Raw genomic sequence first — 10838 nt, 5'->3', positions numbered from 1 at the left:
TATTACGGTGCGGTGATGGTCACATCACCCGAAATGCGCAGCTCGCAGGTGCCTTCGACGGCAGCGTCCACGCCGCCTTGCCAGGGCATCGATTTCACGAAGGCCTGGAAGGCGGCGATGTAGCCGTTCGGGAGGGTCAACTTGAACCAGCGCTTGAGGCTGGCGGCACGTGCTGCGCGCATTGCGCTCTGCCCCGGATCAGCGAAATCGGGATTGATGTTCAGGCTCAGTTTCCCGAAGTCCTGCAGGCCGATCATGATTTCCTTGGCCACGCTACGCAGGTTCGTGACGTCGGTTTCGCTGGCAGCGCCGTCGAAGCCATTGAACGACTTGACATTGATGACCTCGGTGTAGGTCGAAGGGGTCGCGGTACCACCATTGGTGTAGACCAGGCCGGTGGTATCGACTTGCACCGCGAAGGTGTTGGTGGTCTTGTTCGTGGCTGGGAAGGACAGGCCATTGAGCTTCGCGGAAATGCTGCCGGTGATGCCGGCCAGCGCCAACACATCGCCGCCGTTGAAGCCGTGTGCGGCAATGGTGATGATGGTGGGGAAACCGGGCTGGATGCCGGTGATGTTCTTGGCTCCGCCAGAGCCGGTTTCGGTTTCCAGCTTGGTGCCTTGAGCGGAAATTGCGGTGGACGTCATGAGGACTCCTAAAAAGAAAAGGGCCACCGCAACAGGTAGCCCGATTGAGAAAAACAGATAAAACTATGCGCGGATGACGTTCATGCCGGCGAAGAGCGCCAACACCATGTCCGAATGCTGCTCGGGAGACGCCAGCAGGCCCTCAGAAGTGGATACAACCCCCTCCGCCTCTGGAGCCGGCTCGTTGAACAACCGGAACTCCTGGAGCTGGAACGGCTTCGGCCGCGCCTTGGGATCGCGATGCACATTCGCAAGCAAAGTGGCCAGGCCGGCGGCTAAGCTGTCGTGAACCGCCAGCCCCCACGGCTCGATTTCATAGAACTCTCGCCAGGTTTCGTATTCACTGGAGGGCATCGCCGCCACTTGGCCGAGCGACATGCCGAGGGCGAGTGCTAGTCGGCATTGGAAGCGACGGTCTTCGTCGCTTCGGAGTTTTTTTCCGGCACCTTCAAGAAGCCATTCAATTCCAGCACCTTGCCGACCAGATGCTCGATATGCTGGTTACCGCTCTGCTGCAGCTGCTCAATGTCAGCCGATTCCAGCATCCGATTACCCTCGGCATCCGCCAGGGACCAGGACAGCAGGCGCAGGCCGAACGGCGCAGCAGGCTTTTGCTTGTCGGCCTCCGCTGCCTTCTGCTCTTCGCGGGCCTGCTCAATCTGGCGCACAGTCAATTCCCGCAGGGTGACCGATTGGCCGGGCTCGATATCGACGGTAACGGTCTTGGCCTTGAACATTTCCAGCAGCGAATCGCGGTTCAAAATCATGGCTTTCCTTTCAATTGGGGTCTTGGAACCAGAACGAGAAGTCCTGGCGCTGTCTTTGAAGCTTTGAGGCAGGGTCTTCACCGCTGCCCTCGTCAATCAGGGTTGCGCTGAGCGCTGGCGTATCGAGGATCGCGGTACGGATCGCCTTTTTAAGGGAGGCTGCCTGCAAAGCAGTCTCCGCATACACATCGATCTGCACTCGGGGATTGGCAAGGCCGCAATCTCCGCGCAGAACCTGTTCGCGACGGCCTCCGACCTGCCGGTAGATGACATACGGCGCCCGATCGGCATCATCGGCCGCATTCGGGCGGATCGGCTGCGCAGCCAAGGCTGGAACAGTCTGGATAGCGGCGACAATGGTTTCTTCGAGGGTCATTTTTCCAGCGCTACCTTCAATGTGGCGGATGCTGCCTGCACTGCAGCGTCCTTTCCGGCACTGAAGCCAGGGCGAAACGAGGGCTCTGCCGGCATCTTGCTGGTGCCGAACTCCAGGAAGACGGCGGCCTCATTGACCTCGCCGACGGCGGAATCCCGCACTTGCACCGTTGCCGTTGCAGCCTGACCGGAGACCACGACAGTGGTCTCCAGCGCGTGCTCGGTAGCCCCGGTATCCCGTGGCATGCGCTTGTCGATTTCTTGAAAGATAGGCGCGGCACCAGCCTTGACCAACTCCGGTAGCGCGGCCTGCGCCTGACGGATCTTGGCTGCGATAGCCGCCTCCAGTTCTGCCATTCCTGAGAAATCAGCCATTGTTTGCTCCCGACTCGACGACCAAGTCCATGCAGTCCCTCATGCCATCCGGGAAAGGCACGATAGCCTTGATATCGAAAATTTGGCCGCCCCAGAGCACGCGCATGTCAGTGGTGAGGTCGCTGCGCGGGCGGATACGCATGCTTCCAGCGATCACCCCGGCCTCCCTCCCAGCCGTGACAACTCCCTTGCCATTCTGCAGGCGCACGTCCGACCAGATCCTGGCGAATTCGCCCCACACGAGAACCCGCTGGCCGACGCTGTCATTGGCAGCAGAGCGCGACTGGATGGTGATGCGCTGATTCAGCTTTCCGGCGCGCATGCTATGGCCCCATGTTGTTACGTTTCGGGCGCAACAGGGCTTGCACACCGTTGGGAAGAGCCACTGCGCTCGCACCAATCACCACATCCTCCCGATTGGCGTACAAGTGCCCGCAGGTCAGCAAGATCGCGGCCTTGATGGCTGCATCCACCACGATGGGCTCGACGCCACCGGTGCCGGCCGCTACCGCAGCATCAAGCGCAGCCTGGTCCGCGAAAATTTGCCGATTCAGATAATCCGCAGCCGCCTGCTCCGCTGCAGCCAGGTAAATATCCATCAGCTCATCTTCGGCGCCCGAATCTGCCTTGCAATGCTGGAGCGCAATGTCCCTGCTGACCAGGCCCATCAGTTCGCCTCTGCCGCCTTCGATTGCTCGGCCGCCTTCAACTGCTCGACCAGCTCTTCCTTCTTGGCGTTCTGGGCATAGGTGATCTTCAGATCATCCAGCGCCGCCTTCAGCTGTGGGACGGTCATTTCATCAATGGCGCGCTCCAAGGCGCCGAGAGCAAGCGCCCCCGCCACCAGCTCGGGCGGGCACTCATCGCCCTTAGAGAACTGCGACGGATAGATTTCCCCATCGCGCACGCCTTCGAATGCCTTCGCAAAAACTCGCAAGCTCATACATTTCTCCTATGAAAGAGGAAGAGCGCGAATCGCGCCCTCCCCCTCAGATTGACCCTGACCTGATTAGGCCGAGACCTTCAGGCCCTTCAGCGGCTCAGGGTTGAGCAGGCCGCCGCCCACGCGCTTGGTGGTGTAGAACTGCACATAGGGCTTGTTGGTGTACGGATCGCGGAGCACGCGGATGCCGATACGGTCAATGATCTGGTAACCCTGCTTGAAGTCACCGAACAGGATCGGCACGGCATTGGCGGCGATGTTCGGCATATCCGGCACCTCGACCAGCGGGTAACCATTCAGGGTCGCTGGTTGGCCGGCGATGTAGGACGGCTGCCACAGGTAGTTACCCTGACCATCCTTCAGCTTGCGGATGGCGCCCTGGGTATTGCGATTCATGATGAAGCTGGCATTGCCAGCGAACGCCGAGGGCAGGCTGTAGATCAGGTCGATGATGCCGTCCGAAGTCAGGGCGGCGGCCGAGCCGCTGTTGACCAGGCCGATAGCGCCCAGCGGGTGCAAGGCGGCGTTGGTGCCACCGGTCACGTAGGTCAGTACGCCATTGGGCTTGTTGGTGCCGTCGCCCGAGACGAAGGCCGCGCCTTCCTGCTTGGCGAACTCGGTCTCAACTTCGCCCGCCAGCCATTTCTCGATATCGATCTCGGAATCGTCCAGCAGCTGCTGGGTGGCCGACGGATTGGCATAGATTTCGCCGTGCGAGAAGGTCAGCGACTTGAATTTCGGGCTGTTGGTCTCGGGGCGGGCGGCAGTCTCACCGACCCAGCCACTGCCCGTACCGTGCATGTTGAACAGCTTGCTGAAACCGGCCTTGGATGTGCTCATGACCGATGCGAGTCCTCGCATGGGCGAAATCAGAACCAGCTTGTCGATGATGGTGCGATCCCATTCGATGGGCGTGGTGTAGCCGCCGTCTTCCGCCGAGCCCTTGCTCAGAGCAGCCTGGACATCACCGGAGCGCATGTGGGCCTGGAAAGCGCCGGTATATTCGGCGTCGCGCAGCTTCTTTTCGCCACCGTTCATCTGGGAAGCGGCGATCTTGGTATGGGCATCTGCGATTTGCTTCTGCAGCTCGTCCATGAAGGCGCCGATCTTTTCGACCTTGGCGGTCTGGTCAGCCGACGGCAGGCCCTTGCGGATGTCGTCCAGCTGCTTGGTGTGCTCGGCCTTGAAGTCCGAGAAAGCCTTGTTCATGGCCTCCACGGACTGGCGCAGCTCAGGCGGCAGGGAGCCGGTGTCAGCGCGCACGCCCATGATGCCGCGACGACGGGTGATGATGTTCGATTGTTGCATCATTGACCTTTCAATGTGTTGATGGTGGATTGCAGCAGCGCTGCCATTTCATTGGTGCCAGCGCTGGGCGTGGCCGGTGGGTCGGCAGCGCCAGGCGTGCCGGAAAACAGGTTCTTGAAAACGTCCTTGCGGACGGAGCGGGAGTAGCCGGCCTTGGCCATGGCCTTTTCGATAAGTGCTTTGGCATGCTGGCGGCCATTGGCCTTGGGGTCCGCCTTGATATCGGCGGCCGACAACATGCCTGTCGCAAAACCGTCCCGGATCGCGTCTGCCGGCGTCAGCCAGGTTTCCTTATCCATCATGTCGGCTACCGTCTTCGACGAGAGACCGGTGCGGGCGGCGTACAAGCTCGCCATGGAAGCGTCGAACGTCGCCATGACTTCGGCTGAATCAGCCAGATCGTGGCGATTGCCGACCACCACCGCCCAGGCGTTGTGGATCATCAGGTGAGTCCCCTCACCCATCCTGATCTCGTCACCCGCCATGGCGATGATGGAGCCGGCGGAGGCGGCCAGGCCCAGCACATTGACGGTCACCTTCGCTTTGTGCTCGCGCAAGAGGTTGTAAATCGCCACGCCTTCGAAAAAGTCGCCGCCCGGCGAATTCACGTTGACCGTAACATCACGCTCGCCAATGGTGCGCAGTGCGGCCGAGATGCGGCGAGCGGTCACGCCGTTGCCGTCCCAGGTATCTCCGATGGCACCATAGATGGAAATCGACGTGTCGGCATCTTCCTTAGCGGCACGGATCTCGGGGTCCCAGCGCTCCAGCGCATCGTCCGGCATTTCGAATTCACCGCTCAGCCGGTGGTCGGCCTTGATTTCAGGAAGCTTTAGGTGGCTCATTGTTGGGTGCCTTTGACATTTGATTCTTCAGGGAAGTGGCTTGTGGTTCGTCCGACTCGGGCAGGTCGCTGAGCTTTCTCACCTCGTTTTGCGTCATCCAGGGCGCCTGACCGCCTGCGCCCAGCGCCTTGGTGAAGAAGTTCGCCTGCGCTTCCAACGTCCCGCGCAGAAGAGCGCGCTCGTTGAACTTGAACTGCACCTGATCCAGTTCGGACTCGGTCAGCAGTACGCGGGCGGCCGACTGCTCCCAGTTCGTGAACCGGAAGGCCAGTGCGTATTGCACGAAGAAGATGGCCAGCTGCTCGATGCCGCTGCCCCAGGCGGTGTCATCCATCATCATCAGCGGGCGAGGCACACCGAAAGCGCGGGCGACCTCTTCGATCTGCATGCCGCGGTTCTCGACATGCTGGGCTGCCGATGCCGTGTCCGAGAACTTGCCAGCCTTGCCGCCTCCTTCCAGGATCATGAATTTCCCGGAGTTTTCGGCGCCGCTATGCTCCTCGCGCATGGAATCCTTGAGGCGGGTATAAGCCCGGTCCGACAACTCATGCGGGAATTCCAAAGCGCCGCCTGCCATGACGCCAGATTCGAAGGTGCGGGACGCGGCTTCCTCTGCTTTCAAGGCCAGATCGATTGCGCCGCCAGCCAGGCGGACGCGGGATTGCCCCTTAATTCCGTCCTCGCTCAGGTCGCGAAGGTGGAAGACCTCGCTGGCCGGAAGAACAATGCGCTGCCCGTCATTCCTGGTGAAGACATACGTCATTTCCCAGGTGTCGGACAGCTGCGGATCCACTCGATCCGGATGCATCGGGATCAAGGCGATGGGCCGAGACCCCGACTTGATGACGCGGGCATAGGCATTGCCCTTGAACATCAGGTGAAACTCCATCAGCCGCTTGAATTCCAGCGGCGTCTGCCAGCTGTTCGGGCGATATTTGAGGAGGCGGAAGGCCGGGTGATCCGTCGCATTACCCTTCCCCGGGTCGCTGTACATCAGATTGAACGGCAGCATGCCGATAGCTTCCGAAATCAGCGTGACGCAGCGGAGTACCGCCATATTGCGCAGCGCCTTCAGTGCGCCAGGGCCGCCGGCCGCCTGCGCACCCCTCACATATTCCAGAAATGCCGGGTCATTCAGCCCATTGAAGACCAGTCCGCCCGATGGATCTTCGGCGCGTGGGCGCACTGCTCCCCCGCTCGAACTCGCCGAGCGAAAAATTTTGAACAGATCCATGGATTCCTTACACGTAGCGAATGCCGCGCCGCTCGTAGATTGTGTTGATTGCCGGCGCTGGATTCAGCGACAACAGAGAAATTGCGTTGAAAGTGGCCATCAAGGGATCGATCTTCGCGGTACCAGATGCCTGCTTGGTGATCAGAATGGCGTTCCCCTTCGGCTCCACCTTGGCATTGCTGACGCAGTAATTCATCATCTTCTGGCCGCCATGCACCAGCACGCCCTCGGCCAGCTTGCGCTCCGTGGTCTTGATGGCGCCGCCAAGCTTCCAGCCCTGCGAAATACCTACGATCTTGTCCTGCGGCACCTCAGCCTCGATCAGCGCGTCCAGAATGCCACCCATACCGCCAGGGTCCACACCTACCTTATCCAGGAGGCCGGCTTGCTCAATGGATGCGACCATTTCCGCCATCGCGATGACGTCAGGCCCGACCGAATCGCAAATCGTCAGCTCGCCCAACTTCGCATAGTCCCGCCAAGCCGGCACCTCGGACTTCCGAAGCTCCAGAGCCGGTGGATTGACCCAGGCGTGCGTCCATAGCAACCATTCCCGGGTGTTCTTATGCCGGCCAGCGACCGCAAGCCCAAGCCAGTCATCATTACCGCCGCCATCGACGCCGACATCGATGACCTCACATTCTTCCAGCAGGTCGCGCAGTTGTAGACCTGGCAGCTTGGCCTGCGCCTCCCACTGGTCAGCGCCTGACCAGCGGTCCGACCGCAGCGCCAGGCCGATTTCGACGTTGCCATGCTTCGCAAGGAAGCCCCGAAACGACTCTTCACTCCCAGCCTTGGACTTGTCGTATTCCCGGTAGAGAAATTCCTCATCTACCGAATAGCCAAGATTCGGATTGACCAGCGCCAGATTTTCCTTGAGCAGATGGGCCTTCGAAGCCACCATTTCTGGCGGATGCTCAAAAATCACCGGCTGGAACCGAGGGTCATGAATCTTTCCATCACGCACATCCCGCGCATACTGCAACTTCTCGCGAAACACACCGGCCGGCGGCTCTGCCGACTGGGTCGTGAGGTAGATCACGAACCCCTCCGGACGCGACGCCAAGCCACCTATAGCTTCACGGAACATCTGCTCCGCGTCAGCCTGTTCGCCGAAAAGGTGCAACTCGTCGATCAGCGTACCAACACTCTTTTTGCCGCCAACCGTATTTGCATCTGCAGCAACAACCTTCAGCGTCGCATCGGTAGTGCGGTGCGTGATCGTCTTGATATGCGTCTGGACCTGGAAGAGATCATCAAGCTCCTCCTCGTGCTTCACCATGTCTCGGCTTGGCGCGAAGCTGTTATTAGCCACCTCGATGGTCGGGGCCAAGATGGTGTATTCGGCGGATAGACGCCAATTCAGAATCAATGCGGTCATCATGATGCCCGCCGCCAAACTGGACTTACTGTTCTTCTTGGGGATGCAAACGAACCACTCCGTAATCAGCCGGCGACCACTCTCAGGGTCATACGCGCCGAAAACAGATGCAACCAGATCAAATACCCATTGCGCGGCCGCCTCTCCAAACGTTGGGGAGCCTGGCGCATCCACAATCTTGAGCTGCTTGAAGATCGCAAGTGCTCGCTCAGCCTCTTCCGGGAAAATGGGCGGCGGAATGATCGACGCGCCGCCCTTCAGTTTTGCGCCCCAGTCTGGGCAGGCAGTGGACCAAGCAGGCATCGGAGTTTCCGTCTATTGTTTCTACTAGCTCTTATTGACCAGCCTCAGGGGTGGAGGCAGCGCGCCGAACTTGCTGGCCGCCTTCTTCGCCGCCTCGTCCTTCGCATCCTTTTTCCCGCCCTCCCCCAACCTCTGATGCATGAAAGGCATCAGCGCTTTGGCCGCATCGACGCGCAGCTTACCCTCGGTCAGCGGATCATTCATTGTTGCCAACAAGAACGCTTGAGGGTCACTGTATTGCAGCGCCCGATTGATATCAAAAGAGCTAGCCGCCGGCTTGGGCGGCGCCTCTTTAGTTTCCGCTTGGCACTTTTTCAGATATTCAGCGACAGCGGGGTCTTTAACAAGTCGCGAGCCTGCTGCCGAGGCAGTCGCGGCACTGTAACCGGCCTCGATAGCCGCGTCCTTATTGGACTTCCCGCGTATTACCGCATCGGCAAACAGCTTTTTCTTAGCTGTTAAAGCCATTAACAAAACTCCTAAAAGGGGATTTTTTCTGCGCGTGGGAGGGAATGCGGTTTCCGAGGATTCGCCTCGTCAACTTTCGATACCCCCGGTGGGAGCTGACCTCGCGTCAGCCTCCCCTGGCCCGCTCGGCAGCCTCACGCGCCGTCTTTTCGTCATGGTGATCCTTGCACAAACCTTGGAGATTGCCCTGATCATTGGAGCCGCCTCGCCACAGCGGATCTCGGTGATCCACCTCAACAGCAAGAGTTTCTATGCCTTCAGCCAGACACATGACACACCAGCCATCTGACGCAACCAAGGCATCGGTCTTCATCTTCATCCACTGCCGACCGCGAATCCGCGGTGTGCCACCTACAGCAGTTTGTTGCACGGGGACACGGCTTGTCGAAGTCGGGAGCAAGCGAGGCTTCAGCATCGTTAGCTTGGCCATCGCGCTCCCTCGACTTCACGCATAGGTGTTGACCAGCGACACAAGCTCCCCGACGGTGTTGCATTCCAGGTTACCGGCCGCGACCTGCTGCTCGCAGTACGACAACAGATTGACCAGGTCGGGATACAGGGTGGACGCGGTCGAAGTGAATTCGCTATGACCTGCAAAGAACGCCACGCCCTTGTTGGCAATGGCCTGGTCAACAAGGCCCTTCCACATGGTGTAAGCGTCGCCCGTGGCATAACCAGAGCTGAAGTTAAACGCCCGGATGATCGACGGATCACCGAATGGCAGCGTCTCGCCGATGGGTGTCATAGCTCCCGCAGCGAATGCTCGACCATTGCGGAAGCTGCGCATGGTGCGGAAATGCCGACGGAAGAGCGCATCATAGACACCGACCTTGCCATGGTTCACGCCGCCGAAATAGCTGCCGTCAATACCACCCCAGACGCCCAGCGCCGCATGCATAGCGCGCAGCTTGTTGCCTTCGGCCATGAGCTGATCATTCGTCCAGCCCAGAATTGTCGCGGCTTCGGTGGTGAAGCCCTGGCTGCCGATCTGCCAGCTGAACCGCTCGAGCAGGTTGATGACCTGCTGCACGGTCTGATAGTTGGCATTCGTAGTTCCCAGAATGGTGGCCAGGGGCGACAGATATGCCGTGGCACGCATGCCGTAGCGCTGGAACAGAGGCGCCAGGAAAGTATACTGCGAGTAACCACCATCATCGAACGAGAAGCTAACCCGGCCCTTGGTGCTGGCGCGCTGCACCACATCAATGCCCAGCGGCGCAATCGTGATCGTGCCGCCAGACGCGCCCAGGTTGACGCGACCCCACTTGATCTTGGTCTTATCAACCGTGCCTGTCATGGTGAACTGGTTGATATCGATGCCCAGGCGCTGAGCGCGACCCTCCGTAACCCCTTCGTTGGTACTCCAGTTCTGCATTTCGAAACCGGTACTATTGGACTGCAGATAGCTTGCCGGGACAGCCGCGGGGCTTCCTGTGTCGAACAGCTGGATGTTGAAGGTGCCAACGTACAGGTTCGTATTGAGGATGCCTCGGAACACGAAACCGATGACTGCATTGGAGACGTCAATTTCGTTACCGGCGCCCTTAACCTGAGTGGCATCAAAGGCAACTGATGCGCTGTTCCCAGTAGCAAGGGTCAACTGCACTTCCGCGCCCCCAACGGCGCCATACAAGGGAGTGCTTTGCGCCACATCCACATAGGCGCCAGTGGCGTTGTACACGTCCGCCTTGGAGCGCCAGTTACCCAGGCTGCGAACGCGCTGGGGGCGGTGAGGCATGACGTCATGCTTTCCACCATGCATGCCCACCTTGAAATTCGGGCGATCAGTGTTGTTGATCCAATCACTGATTTCGAAAAGACTGCTGGGGGAAACGGACGCAGAAGATGAACCACCCCAGATTGACGCCTGAATTAATGCCGAAAGGATGTTCATGCGGTCCTCGTCCACTTGGAGACGTTCGTCTTGCCGGTGCTGTAGACGATGGTTTTGGTGTAGACCGCGCCATCCGAACGAGTTGCAACGATGCTCACAGGCCGGTCACTGCCATCCTTCGTGATCTCGACATCGCACCATTCCGTCCAGGTGTCCGACAAACCCAGCGGACTATTCAAACCCATGTCGACGATCATGTGAGCACCAGAAATAAAAAAGCCCTGTAGTTGCCCCCGCAATTCAGGACACTCAGACATCGTTAAGTTACTGATGCTGCAGCCCGTCTGAACTCGCGAGG

The 10838-nt window shown here is 59.6% G+C and carries 16 protein-coding genes; all 16 read right to left on the bottom strand.

The genetic code is table 11. The features are described from left to right. Positions 1-2: 2 nt before the first annotated feature. A complete protein-coding gene (locus BTM36_RS01905) occupies positions 3-647 on the bottom strand; it encodes a phage tail tube protein (protein WP_077234991.1) in 645 nt (214 codons plus the stop codon). Positions 648-710: 63 nt separating this feature from the next. Next, positions 711-1025: a hypothetical protein gene (locus BTM36_RS01900; protein WP_077234990.1), complete on the bottom strand. Its 315-nt coding sequence runs from the start codon at positions 1023-1025 to the stop codon at positions 711-713. 14 nt (positions 1026-1039) lie between these two features. Then, a complete protein-coding gene (locus BTM36_RS01895; protein ID WP_139347022.1) occupies positions 1040-1495 on the bottom strand; it encodes a hypothetical protein in 456 nt (151 codons plus the stop codon). Continuing rightward, positions 1425-1790 (bottom strand): DUF3168 domain-containing protein, encoded by a 366-nt coding sequence (locus BTM36_RS01890; RefSeq protein WP_077234988.1) that lies wholly within the window; start codon positions 1788-1790, stop codon positions 1425-1427. Before BTM36_RS01890 ends, BTM36_RS01895 begins: the two co-directional genes overlap by 71 nt. Beyond that, positions 1787-2164 carry an HK97-gp10 family putative phage morphogenesis protein gene (locus BTM36_RS01885; RefSeq protein WP_077234987.1) on the bottom strand — a complete coding sequence of 126 codons (378 nt, stop codon included), beginning with the start codon at positions 2162-2164 and terminating at the stop codon, positions 1787-1789. The genes BTM36_RS01890 and BTM36_RS01885 overlap by 4 nt, the downstream gene beginning before the upstream one ends. Further along, positions 2157-2486: a phage head closure protein gene (locus tag BTM36_RS01880; RefSeq protein WP_077234986.1), complete on the bottom strand. Its 330-nt coding sequence runs from the start codon at positions 2484-2486 to the stop codon at positions 2157-2159. Before BTM36_RS01880 ends, BTM36_RS01885 begins: the two co-directional genes overlap by 8 nt. A 1-nt stretch (position 2487) precedes the next feature. Beyond that, positions 2488-2832 (bottom strand): head-tail connector protein, encoded by a 345-nt coding sequence (locus BTM36_RS01875; protein WP_077234985.1) that lies wholly within the window; start codon positions 2830-2832, stop codon positions 2488-2490. Beyond that, positions 2832-3107 (bottom strand): HeH/LEM domain-containing protein, encoded by a 276-nt coding sequence (locus tag BTM36_RS01870; RefSeq protein WP_077234984.1) that lies wholly within the window; start codon positions 3105-3107, stop codon positions 2832-2834. The genes BTM36_RS01875 and BTM36_RS01870 overlap by 1 nt, the downstream gene beginning before the upstream one ends. 66 nt (positions 3108-3173) lie before the next feature. Then, entirely contained in the window at positions 3174-4418 is a 1245-nt protein-coding gene (locus tag BTM36_RS01865) for a phage major capsid protein (protein WP_077234983.1), read from the bottom strand. Continuing rightward, positions 4415-5260 (bottom strand): head maturation protease, ClpP-related, encoded by an 846-nt coding sequence (locus BTM36_RS01860; RefSeq protein WP_077234982.1) that lies wholly within the window; start codon positions 5258-5260, stop codon positions 4415-4417. The genes BTM36_RS01865 and BTM36_RS01860 overlap by 4 nt, the downstream gene beginning before the upstream one ends. Then, positions 5238-6494 (bottom strand): phage portal protein, encoded by a 1257-nt coding sequence (locus BTM36_RS01855; RefSeq protein WP_077234981.1) that lies wholly within the window; start codon positions 6492-6494, stop codon positions 5238-5240. Before BTM36_RS01855 ends, BTM36_RS01860 begins: the two co-directional genes overlap by 23 nt. 7 nt (positions 6495-6501) lie before the next feature. Then, complete coding sequence (locus BTM36_RS01850; protein ID WP_077234980.1) at positions 6502-8178, bottom strand: terminase large subunit; 1677 nt, start codon at positions 8176-8178, stop codon at positions 6502-6504. Between the two features lie 24 nt (positions 8179-8202). Continuing rightward, positions 8203-8646 carry a terminase small subunit gene (locus tag BTM36_RS01845; RefSeq protein WP_077234979.1) on the bottom strand — a complete coding sequence of 148 codons (444 nt, stop codon included), beginning with the start codon at positions 8644-8646 and terminating at the stop codon, positions 8203-8205. A gap of 106 nt (positions 8647-8752) precedes the next feature. Continuing rightward, the gene (locus BTM36_RS28670) at positions 8753-8959 is read right to left on the bottom strand and encodes an HNH endonuclease signature motif containing protein (protein WP_217349525.1); all 207 of its coding nucleotides are present in this window, start codon (positions 8957-8959) and stop codon (positions 8753-8755) included. Between the two features lie 132 nt (positions 8960-9091). After that, positions 9092-10540 (bottom strand): hypothetical protein, encoded by a 1449-nt coding sequence (locus BTM36_RS01835; protein WP_139347021.1) that lies wholly within the window; start codon positions 10538-10540, stop codon positions 9092-9094. Then, the coding region (locus BTM36_RS01830; RefSeq protein ID WP_217349524.1) for a hypothetical protein at positions 10537-10838 on the bottom strand (302 nt) is incomplete at its 5' end. The genes BTM36_RS01830 and BTM36_RS01835, both read right to left, overlap by 4 nt.

It is taken from the genome of Herbaspirillum sp. VT-16-41, assembly GCF_001994935.1.
Taxonomy (GTDB): domain Bacteria; phylum Pseudomonadota; class Gammaproteobacteria; order Burkholderiales; family Burkholderiaceae_D; genus Herbaspirillum; species Herbaspirillum frisingense.
The sequence above is the reverse complement of the archived record's forward strand: the minus strand, read 5'-3'. Positions and strand labels throughout refer to the sequence as shown.

What these genes read in the sequence shown, in the direction of transcription:
- BTM36_RS01850 (WP_077234980.1), bottom strand. Translation starts at nt 8,178, where the DNA reads ATGCCTGCTTGGTCCACTGCCTGCCCAGACTGGGGCGCAAAACTGAAG.
- BTM36_RS01900 (WP_077234990.1), bottom strand. Translation starts at nt 1,025, where the DNA reads ATGTCGCTCGGCCAAGTGGCGGCGATGCCCTCCAGTGAATACGAAACC.
- BTM36_RS01885 (WP_077234987.1), bottom strand. Translation starts at nt 2,164, where the DNA reads ATGGCTGATTTCTCAGGAATGGCAGAACTGGAGGCGGCTATCGCAGCC.
- BTM36_RS01890 (WP_077234988.1), bottom strand. Translation starts at nt 1,790, where the DNA reads ATGACCCTCGAAGAAACCATTGTCGCCGCTATCCAGACTGTTCCAGCC.
- BTM36_RS01845 (WP_077234979.1), bottom strand. Translation starts at nt 8,646, where the DNA reads ATGGCTTTAACAGCTAAGAAAAAGCTGTTTGCCGATGCGGTAATACGC.
- BTM36_RS01835 (WP_139347021.1), bottom strand. Translation starts at nt 10,540, where the DNA reads ATGAACATCCTTTCGGCATTAATTCAGGCGTCAATCTGGGGTGGTTCA.
- BTM36_RS01870 (WP_077234984.1), bottom strand. Translation starts at nt 3,107, where the DNA reads ATGAGCTTGCGAGTTTTTGCGAAGGCATTCGAAGGCGTGCGCGATGGG.
- BTM36_RS01855 (WP_077234981.1), bottom strand. Translation starts at nt 6,494, where the DNA reads ATGGATCTGTTCAAAATTTTTCGCTCGGCGAGTTCGAGCGGGGGAGCA.
- BTM36_RS01865 (WP_077234983.1), bottom strand. Translation starts at nt 4,418, where the DNA reads ATGATGCAACAATCGAACATCATCACCCGTCGTCGCGGCATCATGGGC.
- BTM36_RS01875 (WP_077234985.1), bottom strand. Translation starts at nt 2,832, where the DNA reads ATGGGCCTGGTCAGCAGGGACATTGCGCTCCAGCATTGCAAGGCAGAT.
- BTM36_RS01860 (WP_077234982.1), bottom strand. Translation starts at nt 5,260, where the DNA reads ATGAGCCACCTAAAGCTTCCTGAAATCAAGGCCGACCACCGGCTGAGC.
- BTM36_RS28670 (WP_217349525.1), bottom strand. Translation starts at nt 8,959, where the DNA reads ATGAAGACCGATGCCTTGGTTGCGTCAGATGGCTGGTGTGTCATGTGT.
- BTM36_RS01880 (WP_077234986.1), bottom strand. Translation starts at nt 2,486, where the DNA reads ATGCGCGCCGGAAAGCTGAATCAGCGCATCACCATCCAGTCGCGCTCT.
- BTM36_RS01905 (WP_077234991.1), bottom strand. Translation starts at nt 647, where the DNA reads ATGACGTCCACCGCAATTTCCGCTCAAGGCACCAAGCTGGAAACCGAA.